20 protein-coding genes are annotated in these 20,763 nt (G+C 43.5%); 4 read left to right on the top strand and 16 right to left on the bottom strand.

What is annotated here, in order from left to right; all coding sequences use genetic code 11:
* Positions 1-120 precede the first annotated feature (120 nt).
* On the top strand, positions 121-1,752 hold the full coding sequence (locus IGI66_RS15645; RefSeq protein WP_438849518.1) for a malolactic enzyme: 1,632 nt from the start codon (positions 121-123) through the stop codon (positions 1,750-1,752).
* Positions 1,753-1,896: 144 nt separating this feature from the next.
* The gene (locus IGI66_RS15640) at positions 1,897-3,219 is read left to right on the top strand and encodes a 2-hydroxycarboxylate transporter family protein (protein ID WP_086304880.1); all 1,323 of its coding nucleotides are present in this window, start codon (positions 1,897-1,899) and stop codon (positions 3,217-3,219) included.
* A 141-nt stretch (positions 3,220-3,360) separates the two neighbouring features.
* Here IGI66_RS15640 and IGI66_RS15635 read toward each other — a convergent pair whose 3' ends face one another.
* Together IGI66_RS15635 and kynU are read right to left on the bottom strand one after the other, a co-directional pair.
* On the bottom strand, positions 3,361-3,810 hold the full coding sequence (locus IGI66_RS15635) for a GNAT family N-acetyltransferase (protein WP_438849517.1): 450 nt from the start codon (positions 3,808-3,810) through the stop codon (positions 3,361-3,363).
* A gap of 110 nt (positions 3,811-3,920) precedes the next feature.
* Complete coding sequence (gene kynU / locus IGI66_RS15630; protein WP_438849516.1) at positions 3,921-5,192, bottom strand: kynureninase; 1,272 nt, start codon at positions 5,190-5,192, stop codon at positions 3,921-3,923.
* A 211-nt stretch (positions 5,193-5,403) separates the two neighbouring features.
* Here kynU and IGI66_RS15625 point away from each other — a divergent pair, with 211 nt between their 5' ends.
* A complete protein-coding gene (locus tag IGI66_RS15625; RefSeq protein ID WP_438849515.1) occupies positions 5,404-5,841 on the top strand; it encodes an Lrp/AsnC family transcriptional regulator in 438 nt (145 codons plus the stop codon).
* Positions 5,842-5,915: 74 nt separating this feature from the next.
* Here IGI66_RS15625 and IGI66_RS15620 read toward each other — a convergent pair whose 3' ends face one another.
* The 8 genes from IGI66_RS15620 to IGI66_RS15585 all read right to left on the bottom strand — a co-directional run bounded on the left by IGI66_RS15620 (position 5,916) and on the right by IGI66_RS15585 (position 12,832).
* On the bottom strand, positions 5,916-7,451 hold the full coding sequence (locus IGI66_RS15620) for an MFS transporter (RefSeq protein ID WP_114525520.1): 1,536 nt from the start codon (positions 7,449-7,451) through the stop codon (positions 5,916-5,918).
* Positions 7,452-7,466: 15 nt separating this feature from the next.
* Positions 7,467-8,030, bottom strand: coding sequence for a PadR family transcriptional regulator (locus tag IGI66_RS15615; RefSeq protein ID WP_288226050.1), 564 nt, complete (start codon positions 8,028-8,030; stop codon positions 7,467-7,469).
* 171 nt (positions 8,031-8,201) lie between these two features.
* Entirely contained in the window at positions 8,202-9,686 is a 1,485-nt protein-coding gene (locus IGI66_RS15610) for an ATP-binding protein (RefSeq protein ID WP_438849514.1), read from the bottom strand.
* Between the two features lie 203 nt (positions 9,687-9,889).
* Positions 9,890-10,633: a nicotinamide riboside transporter PnuC gene (pnuC, locus tag IGI66_RS15605; RefSeq protein ID WP_431378512.1), complete on the bottom strand. Its 744-nt coding sequence runs from the start codon at positions 10,631-10,633 to the stop codon at positions 9,890-9,892.
* Between the two features lie 54 nt (positions 10,634-10,687).
* Complete coding sequence (locus tag IGI66_RS15600; protein ID WP_438849513.1) at positions 10,688-11,395, bottom strand: deoxynucleoside kinase; 708 nt, start codon at positions 11,393-11,395, stop codon at positions 10,688-10,690.
* Positions 11,396-11,604: 209 nt separating this feature from the next.
* Complete coding sequence (locus IGI66_RS15595; protein ID WP_288226047.1) at positions 11,605-11,814, bottom strand: hypothetical protein; 210 nt, start codon at positions 11,812-11,814, stop codon at positions 11,605-11,607.
* Positions 11,815-11,826: 12 nt separating this feature from the next.
* Complete coding sequence (locus IGI66_RS15590; protein WP_438849512.1) at positions 11,827-12,399, bottom strand: hypothetical protein; 573 nt, start codon at positions 12,397-12,399, stop codon at positions 11,827-11,829.
* 13 nt (positions 12,400-12,412) lie between these two features.
* The gene (locus tag IGI66_RS15585; RefSeq protein WP_010779241.1) at positions 12,413-12,832 is read right to left on the bottom strand and encodes a MarR family winged helix-turn-helix transcriptional regulator; all 420 of its coding nucleotides are present in this window, start codon (positions 12,830-12,832) and stop codon (positions 12,413-12,415) included.
* 133 nt (positions 12,833-12,965) lie between these two features.
* Here IGI66_RS15585 and IGI66_RS15580 point away from each other — a divergent pair, with 133 nt between their 5' ends.
* Entirely contained in the window at positions 12,966-14,333 is a 1,368-nt protein-coding gene (locus tag IGI66_RS15580; RefSeq protein WP_438849511.1) for an MFS transporter, read from the top strand.
* Positions 14,334-14,435: 102 nt separating this feature from the next.
* On the opposite strand, the gene dhaM is transcribed toward IGI66_RS15580, so the two are convergent.
* The 6 genes from dhaM to glpO form a co-directional block, all read right to left on the bottom strand.
* Complete coding sequence (gene dhaM / locus IGI66_RS15575) at positions 14,436-14,804, bottom strand: dihydroxyacetone kinase phosphoryl donor subunit DhaM (protein ID WP_438849510.1); 369 nt, start codon at positions 14,802-14,804, stop codon at positions 14,436-14,438.
* Positions 14,797-15,375 carry a dihydroxyacetone kinase subunit DhaL gene (dhaL, locus tag IGI66_RS15570; protein WP_010779238.1) on the bottom strand — a complete coding sequence of 193 codons (579 nt, stop codon included), beginning with the start codon at positions 15,373-15,375 and terminating at the stop codon, positions 14,797-14,799. Before dhaL ends, dhaM begins: the two co-directional genes overlap by 8 nt.
* A 68-nt stretch (positions 15,376-15,443) precedes the next feature.
* On the bottom strand, positions 15,444-16,427 hold the full coding sequence (dhaK, locus tag IGI66_RS15565) for a dihydroxyacetone kinase subunit DhaK (RefSeq protein ID WP_438849509.1): 984 nt from the start codon (positions 16,425-16,427) through the stop codon (positions 15,444-15,446).
* 154 nt (positions 16,428-16,581) lie between these two features.
* Positions 16,582-17,304 (bottom strand): MIP/aquaporin family protein, encoded by a 723-nt coding sequence (locus tag IGI66_RS15560; RefSeq protein ID WP_010779236.1) that lies wholly within the window; start codon positions 17,302-17,304, stop codon positions 16,582-16,584.
* Positions 17,305-17,376: 72 nt separating this feature from the next.
* Entirely contained in the window at positions 17,377-18,885 is a 1,509-nt protein-coding gene (glpK, locus tag IGI66_RS15555) for a glycerol kinase GlpK (protein ID WP_086304907.1), read from the bottom strand.
* Positions 18,886-18,909: 24 nt separating this feature from the next.
* Positions 18,910-20,712 carry a type 1 glycerol-3-phosphate oxidase gene (glpO, locus tag IGI66_RS15550; protein WP_438849508.1) on the bottom strand — a complete coding sequence of 601 codons (1,803 nt, stop codon included), beginning with the start codon at positions 20,710-20,712 and terminating at the stop codon, positions 18,910-18,912.
* Positions 20,713-20,763: the final 51 nt, after the last annotated feature.

Raw genomic sequence — 20,763 nt, 5'->3', positions numbered from 1 at the left:
ACTTTCCCTTTATCCTAACCTCCCTCATATAAATTTTTTTTATCATTACCCAATGTTTTGACTATAGTTTGCCCTCCCTTTTATACTTCGTGAGCAATCAAATTTTAGGAGGATTTATTTATGATTACAGGTTTAAACCTATTAAACAACCCTTTTCTAAATAAAGGGACTGCTTTTACTAAAGAAGAACGCGCAAAATACGGCATCACTGGTATGCTTCCTAGCACTGTTCAAACATTAGAACAACAAGCCGTTCAAGCGTATGGACAATACCTAAGCAAACCATCTGATTTGGAAAAACGTATTTTCTTAATGAACATCTTCAACACAAACCGCACATTGTTCTACAAATTAATGGGTCAACATATCGTTGAATTCATGCCAATCGTTTATGATCCAGTTGTTGCGGATTCCATCGAACAATACAACGAAATCTTCGTTGAACCACAAGACGCTGCTTTCTTATCAATCGATGATCCAGAAAGCATCAAAGACAGCTTGAAAAATGCTGCTGACGGCCGCGACATTCGTTTGATCGTTGTGACTGACGCAGAAGGAATCTTAGGTATGGGCGACTGGGGTGTCAACGGTGTGGATATCGCCATCGGTAAATTAATGGTTTACACGGCTGCAGCGGGTATCAACCCTGCGCAAGTTTTACCTGTTTCAATCGATGCTGGTACAAACAACGAAACATTATTGAACAACCCGCTTTACTTAGGAAACCGCCACGAACGTGTGACAGGCGACACTTACTACGACTTCATCGACCAATTCGTTGAATCAGCATCAGATCTTTTCCCTGAATTACTATTACACTGGGAAGACTTCGGACGCGGCAATGCAGCAAACATTTTAGAAAAATACCAAGACAAAATCACGACCTTCAATGATGATATCCAAGGTACTGGTATCGTTGTTCTTGCCGGTGTTTTAGGCGGATTGAACATTTCTGGTGAAGCCTTGAAAGATCAAACGATCTTGACATTTGGTGCTGGTACAGCCGGTGTCGGTATTGCAAACATTCTATTAAAAGAAATGGTTCGCCAAGGAACACCAGAAGAAGAAGCACGCAAACACTTCTACCAAGTCGACAAACAAGGTTTGTTGTTTGAAGATACAGAAGGCTTGACACCTGGTCAAATCCCATTTGCTAGAAAACGTGGCGAATTTACAAGTAGCGAAGAATTAACAAACTTAGAAGCCGTTGTTAAAGAAATCCACCCAACAATCATGATCGGTACATCTACTCAACCAGGTGCCTTCAGTGAAACAGTCATCAAAGAAATGGCTGCACACACACCTCGCCCAATCATTATGCCTTTATCAAACCCAACAAAATTAGCTGAAGCAACTGCTGAAGACCTAATTAACTGGACAGATGGTAAAGCATTGATCGGAACAGGTATCCCAGCTGCTGATGTGGAATACAACGGCGTGACGTACCAAATCGGACAAGCAAACAACGCCTTGATGTACCCTGGTCTTGGCTTAGGCTTGATCGCTTCTACGTCTACTCGTGTCAATGATGAAATCATTTCTCAAGCAAGCCGCGCACTTGGCGGAATCGTTGATGTAACAAAACCTGGTGCATCTATCTTGCCTCCAGTTGCGAAATTAACGGAATTCTCACAAATCATTGCGGAAACAGTGGTTAAATCCGTTGTTGACCAAAAATTGAACCGTGAAGAAATCTCAGACGTAAAAGCTGCTGTTGAAGCAGCGAAATGGGCTCCAGAATACAAAGACTAATCCCGAATCAGCTTCCCCTCTCTTTTAAATGATTCGTTTAGATATAGATAGAAACAACTCTCTTAGATGAGGGAGTAGATGTGACTCTACTCCCCATTTTTATGGATTCAACCAACGTTTTACTAAAGAAAGGATCTTTAAAAAATGACACAAAAAGATACATCAGCTGCTACGCCAGTTGAAGAAAAAAAGACCAGCTTCTGGTCAACAAAAATCAGCGGTGTGAGTTTGCCTATCTACTTGATCATGGTCGTTGTCTTGATCGTGGCGATGGCGTTAGGAAAATTACCGACAAATATGATCGGACCAATCGCGATTCTTGTTATTTTTGGGAACTTATTCCATTTTATCGGCAACAAAATCCCTATCGTTAAAAGTTATCTTGGCGGCGGCTCTGTTTTTGCGATCTTCGCTTCTGCCGCAATCGCAACGTTCGGAATCTTACCTGACGCAGTGGTAAAATCAACAGAAAACTTCGTGACAAATATGGGCTTCTTAGATTTTTACATTGCTGCTTTGATCACCGGTAGCATTTTAGGAATGAACCGTAAACTATTGATGAAGGCATCTGTTCGTTTTATTCCTGTTGCTCTTATTTCAATGATCGTTTCTTTCTTTGCCGTTGGACTTGTTGGTATGCTGATCGGTAACGGGTTTGCGAACTCTGTCTTGTACATTTCATTGCCTGCTATGGCTGGCGGTGTGGGTGCTGGCGCCGTGCCATTATCAACGATCTATGCACATGTTTTAGGAACCGATGCTTCTGCCATCATCTCTCGTTTGATCCCGGCAACTGCTATGACCAACGTTTTAGCAATCATTGGTGCTGCGTTAGTCGCGCGTGCTGGACAATCGTTGCCTAAATTAAACGGTAACGGAAAATTGATGGAAAAAGGCGACCTTGGCGATGGCAAACCTCGCGAAGTGAAACCAGATATCGCTCAATTGGGTGTTGGTTTGATGGTTGCTTTGTCCTTCTTCATCTTAGGACAAATCTGTAACTTCTTCGTTCCAAAGATCCACGCCTACGCATTTATGATCATCATCGTTGTTATTTGTAAAATCACGAACATCTTACCTGAATATTATGAAGACGCAGCAATCATGTTCAATAATTTGATCGTTAAAAACCTAACTGCCGCTGTTTTAGCCGGTATTGGTATTGCGTTATTGAACTTGAATGTGTTAGCTTCTGCATTAACATGGCAATTTGTTGTTTTATGTTTAACAAGTGTGGTTGTGATCTCCCTTGTTTCTGGATTCGTGGGACGCCTCTTTGGCTTGTACCCTATCGAATCGACCATTACTGCCGGTCTATGTAACAACTCCATGGGCGGTACTGGTAACGTGGCTGTATTATCTGCCGCAAACCGCATGGAATTGATTGCTTTCGCTCAAATGGGGAACCGTCTTGGCGGTGCGATCGTACTGATCATTTCAGGATTCCTTATGCAGCTATTCTCTTAATCTACCAGTTAGTTCTATTCTCCCTCTCTTTTAACCATAGAAACATTAGATAAAAAAGGAACAAAGCGCGTTGACTCTACCATCAATGCGCTTCGTTCTTTTTTATTTTAGTTATGAAACTTATGAAGACGTGACAATCAGTTATTCTATGTCTAAAAACATGATCCGTTCTCCATTTTCAGGATCGTATTTTCCGCTGTCGATAAACCCAAAGCGTTGGTAATAGGGAAGAATTTTCTCATTTTCATCGTGGATACTCAAATAGATTCGACGGACTGCATACTGTTGCCTCATGAATTGAAGGATTATCGGGATAAACCGTGTGCCGTAGCCTTTTCCTTGAAATTGTGCGTCGATCATCAAGCGATCTAGCCACATCTCCTCCTCTTGCTTTGCGCCGATCATCGAAAAACCCACAAGAAGTTCCCCATCGTATAGAGCGAGAGGCTGCCAATGAAGGGATACGTCGTAAGCCGCTTCTAATAAGGATCGCGCATTGCTTTCGATAAATCCTTTCTGATTCTTTGCGACGGTAAGACCACAGACAGCTCGCCAATTGGTCTCGCCTACCTCTTTGATCGTCAAGCTCATTCTTTCGTCCCTCCTTTATCTTTTACCTGCTTTTACAGTAACAAATAGAGAAAGAAACAGCAATCGATGCGCCGATTGCTGTTTCTTTTAATAGTCGGTAGTTCTTCTTATCAAACGATCGCGGAACGTTCGTTGCTGTAATTTAAATAGATTTTTTCTCGAACAATTTCTTCCAACGTATCAACGACTTTGTGGATGTCTTCATAGGAAGTGTACAAGGCGATCGGCGCTAAGCGAATGACATTGGGTTCACGAAAATCAGGAACTACGTGATGATCTCTCAATGCCGCCGCAATTCGATAGGCTTCACGATGGACCACACATACATGCCCGCCACGAAGAGAATCTTCCTGCTTATTTGTATAAGAATAGCCATAGGCGGTCAATCGTTCATCGATCAAATACATAAGGTACGCCGTTTTAGCCAGTGAAACTTCTCTGATTGTCGCCATTCCAACCGCATTAAAAACCTGCAATGACCCTTCCAGCGTCGCCATCGAGAAGAGTGCGGGAGAACCAATCTGCCAACCACTCGCATCTTGTTGGTGTTCAAACTGTTGCTTCAATTGAAATTGCGTGTCGTTCCGATTTCCAAACCAGCCAGCCAAGCCTGGTGTTTGTTGAAAGTGCTTTTGATTGATGTAGAGGCCCGCAGTTGATCCAAAGCCGCCATTCAAGTATTTATACGTACACCACACAGCAAAATCCGGTTGAATCACTGAAAAGTCGATCTCGACTGCGCCTATCCCATGGCAGAGATCAAAGCCAATCAGGATACCCCTCTTGTGGGCTTCTTCCGTCAGGCGTTTCATATCCAGCAGTTGCGCACTCCGATAGAGGACCGCCGGCAGCAGGATGACTGCGACATCCTCTGTCATCGCCTCGATCACTGCCTCTTCATCAATAAATTGCCCGTCTCTACTTGGCACTACCTTCACGGCCTCTGCTGCTGAATACCCCTTTAGCTGAACGATGCTTTCCACCGCATACCGATCCGTAGGAAAATTTAAATCATCGATCAAAATTTTATATTTCTTCACTGTTGGGTGATAAAAAGTTGCCAATGCCTGATGGATATTCGCTGTCGTACTTCCAGTCACGGTGACCTCCTTTGCTGAGGCACAGATCAACGGCGCCATCAGATCCGCGATTTTCTCACTGTAGCGATAAAGGTCATTCCACGCACGCACCCCTTCCACCTTCCAGCGCTCAATCATTTTCTCTAAACTTTCAACGGCTGGTTTAGAGGCCATCCCTAAAGAATTTCCATCCATGTAAATCTCGTTCTCTTGGAGAAAGAACTCCTTGCGATAGTCTCGTAACTCATCCTTTAAATCCATTGCTTTGGCAAATTCAATGCCCTTTTCAAATGTTCGTTCCATCGTCATTCACGCTCCATTAATCAAATTTTCCTACCAGAAACGGATGCATTCAGTTATAATACACTCAATGCTCGTCTGATAACGTCCTTACCTAAAAGTTTATCCCTCTGCCCACTTTTTTTATATACGATAACCAATAGATTTCGGGCTCTATTTTTATTAAATAAGGAAAATGAAGGATTTTTTTAGCATAAATAAAGGAGACTCTTTCATGCTTGACCATACAGATTTGAAACTTTTAAAACTACTTTCAAAAAACAGCCGAACAACGGTAAAAAATCTTTCAAAAGAAGTCGCTCTTTCCGAACCAAGTGTAAAAACGCGCATTCAGCGCTTGATGGATGAAGAGATTTTAAACGCATTTACTGTTGATATCGACTATAAAAAACTAGGCTACATCCTGCCATTGTTCGTTAAAATCAGTGATCTGACGATTTCAGCACAAAAATTTGTTTCTATCGTCGAGGAAATCAGTGCCTTTGTTTCTATTTATGCCGTAACCGGAGAAGAAAACTATATTCTTTTCGGTCATGCACGTTCCGTTAGCGAGGTGGAGGAGATTCTTTCCAAGTTGATGGCTTATGGGAAAGTTTCTACGTCGATTATTTTAGAAGAAAAAAATAACAAAAAATTCATCGATGACCTCTAAAAAAGACCGACTGCCAGCGTTAGATTTCGATCTAACATTGGCGGTCGGTCTATCTTTTTAATAAAGAGCCTGCTCTATTGAATCGTTTCTTTGTTTTCACGCATAAAGATCGCTGCACCAACAGCACCGATCAGCACGATGGTTCCTGCTACGTAACAAATCTGGATCAGTCCCTTATCAAAGGCATTCACCACTACCTTTTGCAATTCGTGGGCAAAGGGTGCGTTCTTTAATGCCTCTGAGAACACGATTTGATGACCAGAGAAAGGACCGGCATTGATCAAGCTGGTGGTCAATTTTTCTGGCAAGTGCATTGATGCGGCATGCTGATTAAGGACAGCCGCGTAACGGTTTGCCTCTACTAAGCCTAGGATCACCACCCCAAAGCTGGTACCAAATTGTCGGAAGACGTTCAACAAGCCTGAAGCCATCCCCATCTCATGAGGCGCGACCCCTTCTAACCCAGCGGAGTTCAATACCGGGTTCACGATCCCGTTGGCGATCCCGATCATCACTAGCGTTGGCCACAATTGTGCATACCCCATCGTAGGGGAAAGCTGACCGATCAAGAAAAGAAAACCGGCGCCGCTGACCAATAAGCCCGCAACGATCATCCATTTTTTCGAGAATTTATTTCCCAGAATCCCAACTACGGGTCCTAAAATCAAGGACCAGACAGATAGTGCCAATTGACGAATCCCCGTGTCAAAGGCAGACCAGCCAATATAGTTCTGCATCAATACTGTTAAGTACGTATTAAACGCATAAATTCCTGAACCTAGCGCAAAAGCAACGATGACGGACCCGACAAAGTTGATATTCTTGAACATCTTCAGGTTCATCATAGGACTTTCGACCTTTGATTCGACAAAGATAAATAACGCTAAGAACACGACCGCTAAAAGCATCCAGCCACCAACGTGAGGATTTGTCCAACCCCAATTGATGTGTGTTTCCTTTTCGATCAAGCCATAGATCGCACTAAATAATGCTGCGGCAGACAAAATCATCCCAAGAAAATCAATTTTCTGATCTTTTCCGTAGCTCGGCGTCTCATTTACATAACGCATCGTCATTAAAACAGCGATGATCCCGATCGGCAAATTGATAAAGAAAATCGATTCCCAACCAAAGGCATCCACCAATAAGCCGCCCACTAATGGCCCAGAAGCGGAAGATAATCCAATAACCGACCCTAAGATCCCCAACGCTAACCCACGCTGCTTGCCATCAAAATTTGAAGCAACTAACGCCATTGACAGAGACATCATGCCTGCTCCGCCGATGGCTTGGATTCCCCGTCCGATGTCTAGAACCAGCAACGTCGGCGCAAAGCCGTTCACTACTGAAGCAATGACGAATAAAATCAAGCTTGCCAAAAAGACTTTCTTTCGCCCGTACATGTCTCCCATTTTTGACACGATCAGCAACGTGACCGCGAATACTAATGTGTAGGCATTCAGCACCCACTGTAATTGTGTAAATGGCGCATCGAAGGCCTTTTGCATTGTTGGCAACGCCACATTTACTACCGTCACGTCCAAAAGTCCCATAAAGACGCCCAAAGACATCGCGACTAATGAGAACCATTTTTTTGAAGAATTTTCCATAAATTGTTTGCACCCCTAGTTATAAGTATCAAGCTGCTGAGAAGAATTCTTCCGATCAGCAAGCTGTTTATTGATCCATGTTAATTTTGTTTTGGCTAATTGGATATCCAATTCATAGGCTTCGGCCAAAATACGAAAGCGTTCCTTGTTTTCTGGAAAACGCGCCTGATGCTCCGTCATATCCTTTTGCGCGTGTTGATAAAAGTCCAAATCCTTTTCAATAAATAACTGAAATTCCTCTAATATTGCTAGTTGCTCCGTTAGCGACACGCTATCCAACGAACGCAGCTTGAAGTGAATCCTGTCATTTCGCTTCGCGTCCGAAGGGATTTTTTCCTTCATCAATTCAATGAATCGGTCCACACCCGTCGCGGTGATGTGCCATAATTTCATCTTTCGACCTTCTTCATGGATCGTGGAGGTGACGAGTCCTTCTTTCTCCAGCCGTTCCAGTGAAGGATACAAGACTCCGCTAGACACTTTTCGCATCGGCTGCAAGGCAGATCCGACAATTTTTTGAAGCTTGTAGCCGGTCTTATCGCCAGTGATCAGTGAACCTAAAAGTAGTAAATCGTACATATTATCCCCCTTCCTGATGCCCCTTCATCAGTCTTTTAGATCTATCGACTTTGTAATTATAAGTCTTTTAGACACATTGTCAACTAGAAAGTTCTCTCACCTTGTTTCCACAAAAAAAGACCGATTCAAAGGAATCAGTCTAACGAATTTGATCGCTGTTTTCAGCGACTTCTATTGCTTGTCTTTCTCCAGCGTCTTTTTCGGCAATCGGATCACAAACAGGGTTCCGACCTCCTTCTGACTTGAAACATCGATCGATCCGCCATGAAGCTGAATCAATTCTTTCACAATAGAAAGTCCCAAACCAGATTCGCCGAGCTTCGTATTTTTTCTAGAGGGATCTGCCTTATAATAACGATCCCAAATGTTTTTTTGCTCCTCTTCGGTCATTCCGATGCCCGTATCTTCCACAGAGACAAGAACCGTTGAATCCGTTTCTCGCAGGTCGACTGTTATCTCACCATTGTCCGTAAATTGGATGGCGTTCTGGATCACATTGACCATGATCTGGATGAAACGATCACGATCGGCATACACCTCGACCGGCTGCTCATTCAGCAAGCTCAAGCGGTCATTCACAGCGTCGGCCGTTTCTTGAAATTGCGTCAGAATGTTTCTTAATACGTCTGTTCCATCAAAAGAACACATCGTTAAGGTAATCTGATGGCTGCGTATGGTTTCATAATCCAAATTTTGCTTCACTAAGCGAATCAGCCGATCCGTCTCATTTTGCATCAGCACAATGGCTTTATCCTTTTGCGTTTCAGGGATCGCATTGTATTTCAATCCCTCCAGCAGACCTTTGATCGTCGTCAATGGGGTGCGCATTTCGTGGGACGTGTTTGCCATAAATTGCTTGCGCAGCTCTTCTTGGCGAATGATTTCCTTTTCGTTGTCCTGCAAAGCCACCGCCATTTTATTAAAATCATGCGCCAATTCATTGAACTCATCCTTTCCCTGTTCCTCTTCCACCGTGATCTCAAAATTTCGATTCGTGATTTGGTTGACTGCCCGCTTCAAATCATTGATCTTCTTCACCTGACGTGTCGCAAGGGCAAAACTGATAGCGCCGCCAAACAATAATGAAATAACAAAGCCCTTCAATAGATTGTCCGTAATCAGCTTCTGGCTATTTTCCAAATCTCGGGCTGATTTCGCTGCGATCAAGACCCCGTAAAATTGATCCTGGTCAAATCGGCCCGAAAGAATGTAGGACGTTTGACTCGGTTCGCCTCTCAGGTCGTACTTGATCGTTTTCTCAAGGCTTCTTCCCGTTCGAATGATTTCCCATTCTTCGTTATTTAATAGGGAATCTAAAATTTTGAACTCTGTGGAAGAATAAATGACAGATTTGTTATTATCTAACAATACAAACTTGATTCCTTGATTCGCAAGAATGACTTCAGCGTTGTATAAATAGAAGCGTAGGTGTTCTTCTCTAGTCAGTGCATTGTAAGGACTCGAGAACGTATCCGGTAAATTTTCTTCTGGATGACTCAAATTACGTTCAACAGAATCGATATAATCTCGAATTTGATTGTAATTTTGAGCCACCAATGTGCGTCGGTTAATATTCGTGAAAGAAAGACCGATCAAAACGATCGTTAAAATGATAATCAGCCAAAACGCTAAAAGCTGTTGATACAAATACCGCATACGCGCCCTCCTTCGTTCATGCTCGATACTTCTACAATAACTGATTTTCAAAGGCAAATCTCATAAATCACAGAATAATCAAAGAATGTTCTTATTGTTCATAATAAATTCATCTGGCAAAACTTCTTTAAACATTCTGGATGGTTTTGACAGAAAAAACGCCTAACAACGGCTAGGCATTGTTAGGCGCTCGATTTTTTAAATTAATGACTCAAATGGTAGTATTCTTCTTCCATCTGCTGCATCCGTTCCCGTTCTTTTTTGTTGTACCAAGGAGAAACGGTAAAGGCTAAGACATCATTGATCAAGTAGACGGAACTGTTGACGAACATTGCCAAACTGGCTGATCCATGTCTGAATGAGATATACCAAAGGACCATCTGGGCAAGACCTGAAGCCAACCACCAGTAATATTGATTGTTGTAGCGTAGGAAACTGATGATTCCGGCGCTCAAACTGATTGAAAAGGCAATCGCGTCGATCCAAGGACGCGGATCATCCGTAAAGCGCTGGATCAAATAACCCGAAACGAAATACATCAGGATCGTGCTGATGATCGCGAGGACCCATGTCTTTCCAGTAAATTTACGAATTTTCGATGCCATGTTATGATTCCATTCTTTACTTAACAAAACGGGAATATCTAAAGTGATCATATACGCAATTTGTTCGCCGATGCTCAAATAATTTTTTGCGGAGTATCCGACGTAAATAAAACAAATGGCTGAGATAATTCCTAAAACACCGTTGACTGATTTTGCGGCGTTGATGGACAAAATACATAACACGCCCAATGTCGTTCCGATAAAGGTGATTACTGTCAGTGGGTTCATCGGTTGATTGACGAGTGTCATGACCTGACAGCCTAAACTAAAGAAAAAAAGATAATAGTTTTGTTGCGGCCATCCTTTTAATTGGTGAAGTAGAAATTTGAAATAGTTTAACATGATTGGCTCCTTCTAGAAAACGGTCGTTCTTTTTGATTCATTTAAAAAGAAATACTAAAAAATACCTTTTTCAATACTTCTTCTTGAAGAATAGCGGGAGCTCTGGGGCTCTTGCAGATTCAGTTTTTCGGTTTCTTCCTTGATTTGTTTGATCACGATCTCCGCCGCTTGCGGATCAGCGACAAAATCATAGCGATCCCCGTCAATTTGGATTTTTGGACAAATATCGAAGTTGTCGTACCATTCTTGGTAACGCTCATTTACCATTCGATAATACGCCAAGAGCTCTGGATTCGTGGCTACTTGCTCGTACTCACGCCCTCTTTTTTCGATCCGATCCAGCATCACATCAAAAGAAACCTTGATATGCACCAGTAAATCAGGTCGTTTTTTCGGTGCCGCATGCTCCAATTCCTTCAGCATCGTCTCCATCAAATTGTCGTACTGGAGAACCTCGTCAGCACTCACCCGACCAAGATCCGCATTCAAATGAAATAACAGACTGTCTTCGTAAATCGAGCGATCCAAGACATTGTCCGCTTGCTGCAGCGCATCCTTCATTGCTAAAAAGCGTTTATTTAAAAAGAATATTTGAAGCAGAAACGTATATTTTTCTGGATTCGAGTAAAACAATGGCAGCACTTCGTTGTCATCCACATTCTCGTAAAATGGCTTCGAGTTCATCTCCTGCGACAACACGTCTGTCAGACTGCTTTTTCCCGCACCAATCGTACCAGCGATCAATAGCATCGTTTCATCCATCCCTTCTCACTAAAAATTATTTTTTATCCTTGATAATAGTACTCCTAAACTTTTTTGAAGTAAAGTCTAGATTTTGTGTCTTTTTAATGATATGAGAAAAACAGACACAATATATAGTGTTTTCGGTTACACGAAATTGAATGTGCTTTCTTTCCTATTAAAACAAAAAAGACGCGAATCTCATGTATTCGCGTCTCCTGTAAAAATCATTACCATTCCATATCTTCCATCCGATTCTCTAATTCTCGGATTTCTTCTGTGAGTTCTTCCATCGCATCCTTGATCTCATCCAGCGTCATCCCACTAGAGCTGTAGCCTTTATAATAGGCTGTGACATACTCTGACTCCTCTAATTGACGGAGCCGATTCCGAAGAGTACCCAGAAGTTCAATGTCTCTTTCATATTGAAGCTCGTTCATCCGTATTCTCCTTTACGCTAACGCACTCGGACTTGGCAATTGCGGGCCGTTTCCTTCTCTTGCTAGGACCCAATCATCGTTGTCCCACATTTCCGTTTTGCGGCGACCGCGGAAATAATCCCATCGTGAATCGATTTCCATTTCTACCACTGCACCGCCACCGCCGAGGGTTACCCAGTTGTAGCTGCCGTTTCTGTGTGCAAACTTGATCCATTGCACAGGGAAAGTTTGTTCTACTCCGTTCTCGTCAATAAAAGAACGTCGTTGATTTTCAATTCGGATGAAGGATAGTCCTCTGGCATATGAGCGGTTGGTTTTATGGAAGACTTCCTCCGCCAGATCCATTGCCCGTTCATTGGATAGTAATTTTCCATCGGGTACGTGGGAATAATCCTTGAAGCTTACAAGAACACCGTTCTCGATGACTTCAATCACTCTTTCTCCGTTATAGGTATACACGCCGTCTTTTTGGTAGCGATCGATAGTGACTGTTTTTTTATTTCTACTCTCAACCGCTTCATTGACTAATTCATAGTCCTTTGGCATGGTTGTTAATTGTTCTGATAAATGGTGTTTGATTTGCATGGTTATCGCCCTTTCATTCTGACTCAGCTAATTTTCCTAATAGTTTTTCAAATGTTTCCTGCTCTGCTGAGGTTAACAAGGAGAGAAACTTGGATTGAGCACGCGCAACGCTTTCGATGATTTCAGCATATACCGCATTTCCTTCTTCGGTTAATTCCAGTAGAAAGCCTCTCCGATCATGGTCGTTTTTTTCTTTTAATACAAATCCTAGATCGATTAATTTCTGTGTGGTTCTCGTCACATTGCTTCCGTTAAGTCCTGTCAGTGTGATCAACTTCTCTTGAGGCAATCCTCCGTGATCGTGGATCTTCATGATAAAGTAATAGTTTGTAGCGTTCAACCGCAACGGGGCCAGCTCTAGATCAAGCTCTTTATGATAATCTCTCGATAATTTTCCTAACCATTTCAAGTTACTTTCTGTTTTCTGCTCCATAAAACCCCTCCTTTTTAGTTGACAACTCTCGTCTGCGCGATTTATAATTGCGTGCGCAAGCATATAATAAATCCATTTGACTTTTTTGTCAATCCATTGGCTTGTATGCATGACTTATTAAGGAGGTCTTTTCATGGGCAACACAAAAAAAGGATGGATGTTACTGGCGATCTATATTGCGACCTTTATGACAGCCATCGAATCCACCATCGTCGTGACAGCTGCGAACGCGATCTCGAAAAGCTTCGCTGGCGATGTTCCTATTTCTTTATTATTCTCGAGTTATCTATTTTCTAGTGCCTTAGCTACACCGATTTTAAGCCGACTGGCTGATCAATATGGGAAGAAACGAGTTTTTCTATTCGGACTTTTCTTGTTTATCGTCGGAACTTTTTTATGCGGCATTTCGACGTCCTTTTCTTTGCTGATTCTCTTTCGGGTGCTCCAAGGAATCGGCGCTGGCGGCATTATGCCCATCACCTTTGCCTTGATTGGTGATTTGTTCGATTTTGAGACACGCGGGAAGATCATGGGATTGAATAATTCGGCTTGGGGGATCGCTTCTTTGGTTGCCCCGCTACTTGGCGGCTTCTTAGTCAGCCAGCTAAGTTGGCATTGGGTCTTCTTTATCAATATTCCTTTTGGTCTTTTGACGATCTTGATCGTTCAGTTCTTTTATAAGGAAGAAAAAAAATCTTCTTCAACGAAATTCTCATTTGATGAACTGAAACAATATTTGTTTTTAACGGTCAATCTGTTTCTTGTACTCGTTGGCATTCAAGTACTGACTACGAATCTCGGATTCGGCGGACTTTTCTTCGTCGCGGGCATCATCCTTCTGTACACATTCCTTCTTAGTGAAAGAAAGCAAACAGACCCTGTTTTACCCATCGAAGCGTTCAAGGCTTCCGGGTTTCTGTTATTTACAATGATCACTTTTTTGATCAACGGGGTATTGATTGGCTTTCAAGTTTATGTGCCTTTATGGATTCAAACGGAAATGCACCTGTCTCCAACCTTTGCTGGATTGGCGCTTTTACCGTCCTCCATTTTCTTCATTACCGGTTCGTTCTTTTCCGCCCAGCTTGGCAAGCGCTTCGGTAGGGAACGCTTATTGATTTTCTGTTTGGCGGTCAATATTGCGGTATTTGCGGTGTTAGGTGTTCTACCTCAACACGCACCTTATCTTGCCTTTCTCCTTTTGGCTTGTTTCTCAGGCTTTGGCATTGGGACGACGGTCACGACCAGCGTATTATCCGCACAAGCGGCTGCGACTGGTAACAATATTGGCGCAGTATCGGGATTTATCACGCTCTTTCGAACACTCGGACAAAGCTTCATGATCACCTTCTTTGGCATGATCTTTTCCCTTTTTGCACATTCGTCTCTTTCGACCACGGGCTATCACGCCGTCTTTTTCTCGGCGGCATTGATCGTACTGCTCAGCCTGTTACTCGTCTATTTTGCGACACGAATCACCAAGGGAAAAACACCGAACTAACAGAAAACTGGCTGCCGATTTGGCAGCCAGTTTTTGTAGGCACATCGATACAACAAAAAAAAGAAGCCAGTTCACACTGACTTCTCCTCGAATAACGGGTTTCTATTTTACTTTTAAAGCAGCGAGTTGCGTTTCGATATCGGCTTCTCCGACATCTGCTACCAGTAATGCACAGGCAGTGTACGCACTTTCAACCAAAGCGGTATCAAAGAGCGTCACTTTTTTTTCGGTCATTTCGATGGCCATTTCTAAATTCATTTTGGCACTACCAAGGTCGTAAAAAGCAAGGAGCTCGTCTGCGGAATTTTCTTCGATCGCTTGAGAGATCCGTTCCATGGATGTGCCGATGCCGCCGTCTTCTAACCCTCCGGCAGTCGTAACGGGAACATCTTTTGCGACTTCACCGATCAACCGTTTCAGTCCTTCGGGAATTTCTTTTGTGTGTGATACCAATACTACGCCTCTAGTCATTAAAAACACCTGCCTCGATCATGGATTCAAATAAATATGCAGAGGACATGGCGCCGGGATCAATGTGTCCGATTGACCGTTCACCGACATAAGAAGCCCGTCCTTTTGTTGCTTTGATATTTTTTGTTTTTTCGACTAAGATCTCAAGTGTTGCTGGATTCAACGTTCCATTGTTCAAGTTTTCTACTGCGGGCACCCATAGATCAAGCATCGTTTTTTCACCAGGTTTTGAATTGCCTCGTTTTTCGATCCCCGCAATGGCGGCATTTAGTAAGATTTCTGGTTCACTTGATTCTTTGCTGGCTTTCATCATTTCCATCATTGCTGTCCCGTAAAGAGGACCTGATGCCCCGCCGACTTTGCTGATCAACGCCATAGCAGTCGCCTTCAAAATGTCCGGCAATTCTCCAGACAGATCCGCAGCCATCACCGCGTCCATCCCGCGAGCCATATTGTTTCCATGGTCGCCATCGCCGATCGGTGTATCGAGTTCGCTTAAATAGTCTTTCTTGATCTGGATTTTTTCATTGAATAGTTCTAAGGTTTTTCGTAAATTATCTGGTGTAAACATAATGGGCCTCCTTGGATACTCTTTTGTACAGCATTTCGATCGTTATTTGTTCCAGCTAACAGCTCTTTTTACCAAGCAATCGTGTGAACGGGTTCATTCAATAAGCGCACACGTTCGTCGTCTAATTTGATCATCGTGATGGATGCTCCGGCCATCTCCAACGAAGTCATGTAGTTTCCAACCTTACTGAAAGCAAGATCGAGGCCGTCTTCTGCCAAAATCTTTTTACTGTCATTGAATAAAATGAACAGCTCCATCAATGGCGTTGCGCCCATCCCGTTAACAAATAATCCGTATTTATCGCCTTCTTGCCACTTGAATTCTGCCTTCAATTTACTGATGATCTCTTCGGCGATCGCATGAGAAGGTTTGATCTTTTCACGGCGATACCCAGGTTCCCCATGGATTCCTACACCAAACTCGATTTCGTCATCTGCTAAAACAAATCCTGGTTTGCCCACTTCTGGAACAGTCGCTCCAGATAACGCGATACCGACTGTTTTTATATCTTCTACTAACGCTTTTCCGTAGCTCGCCAATTCAGAAACGGATTTTTCTTCACGGGCCATGGCACCTAAAATTTTATGAACCAAAACGGTCCCAGCCACACCGCGCCGACCTTGTGTATAGGTACTGTCTTCTACAGCAATGTCATCATCTACCAGAACAGAATCGACTTCAATATCGTCCATTTCTGCCAAATCCTTTGCCATATCAAAATTCATGACATCACCTGAATAATTTTTAACGATCATTAATGTGCCTTTGCCTTTATCGGTTGCTTTGATGGCTTCATGGATTTGATCGGGAGTTGGCGAAGTGAAGACCTGACCACAAACTGCGGCACTTAACATACCATCCCCAACAAACCCTGCATGAGAAGGTTCATGACCGCTTCCGCCGCCGCTGACCAATGCCACTTGATCATACTCATCACTACGTGCAACAACTAATGTTTCCGGTACTTGCTTTACATAATTTGGATATGCGCCAACTAATCCACTGACCATTTCTTCCACAACATTCTTTGGATCATTGATAATTTTTTTCACTTGCTCTTCCTCCTTATTCACTTCAAAGTATTTGTTCCTCCTTAACCGTAGAACAAATCCCTTTTTTTGTCCACGATCCACTTCTACAGAGGCCGCAGACACAGGTATTAAAAATAGTAGGGTAATAGAACGTGTCCTATTACCCTAAACAAACTTAAATTGGCAACGCCATAAATAACAATGCTGCTAAAATACCGCCGATGATCGGACCGACTACAGGTACCCAAGAGTAGCCCCAGTCAGAGTCTCCTTTATTTGGAATCGGCAAAAATGCGTGGGCGATCCGCGGACCTAAGTCACGGGCAGGATTGATCGCATACCCGGTGGTTCCACCTAAAGACAGCCCGATAACTAAGATTAAAATACCAACAGCGATTGGATTCAGTCCATCGCCAAATTTACCCATGCCAAATGTCAGCAACGCAAACACTAACATGAAGGTACCGATAATTTCACTGATAAGATTGGCGCCTAAGCTTCGGATCGCTGGGCCAGTAGAGAATACACCGAGAATGGTCGCTTGATCTTTGGTTTCTTTCCAATGCGGATAGTAATGAATATAAACAAGAACTGCACCAATGATTGCACCGATCATTTGACCTATGATGTATGGAACGACCATATCCCAACCGATTTTTCCGGCGATCGCCATTCCGATCGTTACAGCAGGATTCAAATGGGCAAAGGACATATACCCCGCCGCGTAGGCACCGATCGTAACCGCTGCGCCCCAGCCTAGAGTGATCGCGATCCAGCCCGCGCCTTCTGCTTTTGTTTTACGCAAGCTTACACCTGCAACGACACCGTCACCTAATAATACTAAAACCATGGTCCCAATAATTTCTCCAATTACCTGCGTTGACATACTTGTGTCCATAAACTCATCCCCTTAATTTTTATTCTTATATCAGCTGCACAACTTTACATGCTGCGCAGCTGACGAATTGAATTAGTTTTCTTTTGGTTTATGTTTGTATTGCATGGTCGCCTGTACGGCTTCTTGCCAACCTTCGTAAAGATCATCGGTAACTTCTTTATCCATTGAAGGGTCAAAACGTTGACCATCTGCTGCGAATTTCTTGATTTCATCTATGTCTTTCCAGTAGCCGACAGCTAATCCGGCAAGATACGCTACTCCCAAAGCGGTCGTTTCCAAATAAGGCGCACGTTCTACTGGTGTTTGAAGAATGTCAGCTTGGAATTGCATCAATAAATCATTCTTCGATGCGCCGCCATCGACACGTAACAACTTGATGTCTGTGCCAGAATCTTTCGCCATCGTATTCACGACATCGGCCGTTTGATAGGCCAGTGATTCTAATGTTGCACGGATAAAGTGCTCTTTCGTTGTTCCGCGTGTCAAGCCGAAGATCGCCCCTCGAGCCTGCTGATCCCAGTAAGGAGCGCCCAGCCCTGTAAATGCAGGAACGACATATACATTTTCACTGCTGTCGACACGTTTCGCATAATCCTCTGATTCTGGCGCGTTATTGAACATTCTTAACCCATCACGCAGCCATTGGATCGCCGAGCCGGCTACGAAGATACTTCCTTCGATGGCATAGGTCACTTTTCCATCGATCCCATACCCGATCGTCGTCAATAACCCGTTTTCAGAAAGGATCGGCTTTTCACCTGTATTCATGACGATAAAGGCCCCTGTGCCATAGGTATTTTTGACCATTCCTTTATCGAACGCCAATTGACCGACTAACGCCGCTTGTTGGTCTCCGGCCATTCCGCCGATCGGTACTTGATTGCCGTAGAAATGATAGTCCTCAGTGTGTCCGTAAATTTCAGAATTTGATTTTACTTCTGGCAGCATCTCTCTCGGAATATCTAATAAGTCCAAAATTTCTTGATCCCATTCCAAGTCATAAATGTTATAAAGCATGGTACGGCTGGCATTTGTGTAGTCAGAAACATGGACCTTTCCGCCTGTCAATTTCCATACGAGCCAAGTGTCGATCGTACCGAATAACAGCTCACCCTTTTTCGCACGTTCACGTGAACCATCGACATGATCTAAGATCCATTTCACTTTGGTGGCTGAGAAGTAGGAGTCGATCAATAATCCTGTCTTCTTCTGGATCATTTCAGAATGGCCTTGCTCCTTCAAGTCGTCCGCAATGTCGCTTGTTTGTTTTGATTGCCAGACGATCGCATTGTAGATCGGGTGCCCTGTTTCTTTTTCCCAAATGACCGTTGTTTCACGTTGGTTCGTGATTCCGATTCCTTCGATTTGGCTTGGCTTCAATCCGCCTTCGATCAATGCTCCGGCGATGACTGATTGTACCGAGTTCCAAATCTCGTTTGCATCATGCTCTACCCAGCCTGGTTTTGGAAAATGCTGCGTAAATTCTTTTTGAGAAGAACTTACCTCCTTACCTGCTTTGTCGAAAACGATTGCCCTGCTTGACGTTGTTCCTTGATCGATTGACATGATATAAGACTCCATGTTCCCACTCCTTTTATATGTTTTTTACTTCTTTAAATCCGTTAATTGTGTTTCTCTGATCTGCTCTTCTAGTTCCCTTTGATACGCTTCCTTTGTTTGTGCATCCCACTCGAAGACCTCCGCCATCGCATCCACGACTGCCTCTTTGATCTCCATCAACCGGTGGCTGATAAAGAGCATATAGTTGGTTCGCCGCAACAAGTAATCCACGGGGGTCAAGGTCATCTCTTCCGCCATCGCGTACCGTAAGGACATGGACTCTGCTAAGGTGAGGCCATCAAAAGCACCTTGATCCTTCAGTGCAAACACTTTTTTTGCATTTGATCCATATAACTCAGCTAAATATTTCGCGTCTTCCTCAGGTAACCCTAGCGCTTCCCCTTTTTTCGCAAGGCTGTCGAGTTCCTGATCCACTTGTTTTGGATCGAGGTCACCGCCAGAAACAGGGTATTTTTCAGAATCTATGACTTCAATAGTATTGTCAGGCAATAGAGCCACGATTTTCTTCATCGCGCCAGCCGCCATCAACCGATAGTCCGTCAGCTTCCCGCCTGATAGAATCAGTAACCCATCTTTGGCGATCGTCAGATCACTGCCGCGAGACACCGCTGAAGGGTTGTCTTTAGGTTCTTCCTTGGCTGCATCGGCGATCGTTTTTTCAACTTTCGGTCGCGACTGTTTGCCATTTTTATAGTCATCTGCTGCACGAATGATTTTTTCAAAGTTTTCGTCGCTGATTTTTTCTTTTTTTGTTCCGTTGTAATCGCCGCCTGCTTCGCTGATCAAAGGACGTAATCCTGCCCAAGCAGCTTCAATGTCTTGAATCGTAAGCTTCGCGTCAGGATACCGGCGATTGACGATCTTCAATAGATAGTCCACATCAGATTTTTCTACCCTCGGATGGTTGTAATCGCCTTCATAATCCGTGTCCGTCGTCCCGAAATACGTTTTGCTTTCTCTAGGGATCACAAAAATCATGCGGCCGTCATTTTCACCTGTATCAAAATACGTAGGCTGCGGAACCTTTAATTTCTCGCCGTCTACGACTAAATGGACCCCTTTTGTTGGACGCATGTGCGGCTGATGGTCGATTTCCTTATCCAGCTTATTTACAAAATCAGACCAAGGGCCTGCTGTATTGATCACCAGTTTACTAGTGATTGATACGACTTGTTCATTCAATAGATCTTTGGCTTTTACCCCAGATACGTTTCCTTGATCGTCGTGAAGGATCTCTTCAACCTCCATCCGACTCACCGCTATGGCTCCATCTGACACTGCGCGTTTGATATTCTCAATGACCAATCGGGCGTCGTTGTTCCGATAATCTAAATAAACACCGCCCCCCAGCAGCCCTTTTTCTTCTAACTGCGGTTCTCGTTCTAAGATTTCTTCTTTACTCAACATATAGTTCGCGTATTGGCCGCCTGTGATCCCTGCTAGATGGTCATAAAGAGCCATCGCCACTTTGATCGAAAACATGTTGAAGGTGGAACCTGGTTCATCAAAAATAGGTAAAATCATCGGGTCTGCTTTTGGAATGTGCGGGGCAATTCCTTGAATAATGGCTCGTTCACTTACGGTGTCGGCAACCACCTCGACATCAAACGTTTTAAGATAGCGGAGTCCTCCATGGACAAGTTTGGTCGATCTTGAAGACGTTCCTTCCGCAAAGTCCTGCATTTCTAGCAATGCCACTGAGAGTCCTGAAGCTGCCGCCTGCAAAGCGACCCCTGCTCCTGTTATCCCGCCGCCGATAATCACTAGATCATACGTCTGATTGCTTAATTTTTGAATCATGTTTGATCGTTCTTGAAAAGAAAACACGTGTAAACACCTCGCTCCTTTATGCTAATTATCGTTCTTAAACATAGAAAC

Source organism: Enterococcus sp. AZ048 (genome assembly GCF_051715125.1).
GTDB classification, from domain to species: domain Bacteria; phylum Bacillota; class Bacilli; order Lactobacillales; family Enterococcaceae; genus Enterococcus_A; species Enterococcus_A gilvus.
Note: the sequence above shows the minus strand (reverse complement) of the source record. Positions and strands in the feature narration are given on the sequence as shown.

Excerpts from the sequence above, each read along its gene's own strand:
- dhaL (WP_010779238.1), bottom strand. The coding sequence starts at position 15,375 with ATGTTTACACCAGATAATTTACGAAAAACCTTAGAACTATTCAATGAA.
- IGI66_RS15600 (WP_438849513.1), bottom strand. The coding sequence starts at position 11,395 with ATGGATGAAACGATGCTATTGATCGCTGGTACGATTGGTGCGGGAAAA.
- IGI66_RS15635 (WP_438849517.1), bottom strand. The coding sequence starts at position 3,810 with ATGAGCTTGACGATCAAAGAGGTAGGCGAGACCAATTGGCGAGCTGTC.
- IGI66_RS15560 (WP_010779236.1), bottom strand. The coding sequence starts at position 17,304 with ATGGACACAAGTATGTCAACGCAGGTAATTGGAGAAATTATTGGGACC.
- IGI66_RS15590 (WP_438849512.1), bottom strand. The coding sequence starts at position 12,399 with ATGCAAATCAAACACCATTTATCAGAACAATTAACAACCATGCCAAAG.
- IGI66_RS15640 (WP_086304880.1), top strand. The coding sequence starts at position 1,897 with ATGACACAAAAAGATACATCAGCTGCTACGCCAGTTGAAGAAAAAAAG.
- kynU (WP_438849516.1), bottom strand. The coding sequence starts at position 5,192 with ATGGAACGAACATTTGAAAAGGGCATTGAATTTGCCAAAGCAATGGAT.
- dhaM (WP_438849510.1), bottom strand. The coding sequence starts at position 14,804 with ATGACTAGAGGCGTAGTATTGGTATCACACACAAAAGAAATTCCCGAA.
- IGI66_RS15580 (WP_438849511.1), top strand. The coding sequence starts at position 12,966 with ATGGGCAACACAAAAAAAGGATGGATGTTACTGGCGATCTATATTGCG.
- IGI66_RS15625 (WP_438849515.1), top strand. The coding sequence starts at position 5,404 with ATGCTTGACCATACAGATTTGAAACTTTTAAAACTACTTTCAAAAAAC.
- glpK (WP_086304907.1), bottom strand. The coding sequence starts at position 18,885 with ATGGAGTCTTATATCATGTCAATCGATCAAGGAACAACGTCAAGCAGG.
- IGI66_RS15610 (WP_438849514.1), bottom strand. The coding sequence starts at position 9,686 with ATGCGGTATTTGTATCAACAGCTTTTAGCGTTTTGGCTGATTATCATT.
- IGI66_RS15585 (WP_010779241.1), bottom strand. The coding sequence starts at position 12,832 with ATGGAGCAGAAAACAGAAAGTAACTTGAAATGGTTAGGAAAATTATCG.
- pnuC (WP_431378512.1), bottom strand. The coding sequence starts at position 10,633 with ATGTTAAACTATTTCAAATTTCTACTTCACCAATTAAAAGGATGGCCG.
- IGI66_RS15595 (WP_288226047.1), bottom strand. The coding sequence starts at position 11,814 with ATGAACGAGCTTCAATATGAAAGAGACATTGAACTTCTGGGTACTCTT.
- IGI66_RS15645 (WP_438849518.1), top strand. The coding sequence starts at position 121 with ATGATTACAGGTTTAAACCTATTAAACAACCCTTTTCTAAATAAAGGG.
- IGI66_RS15615 (WP_288226050.1), bottom strand. The coding sequence starts at position 8,030 with ATGTACGATTTACTACTTTTAGGTTCACTGATCACTGGCGATAAGACC.
- IGI66_RS15620 (WP_114525520.1), bottom strand. The coding sequence starts at position 7,451 with ATGGAAAATTCTTCAAAAAAATGGTTCTCATTAGTCGCGATGTCTTTG.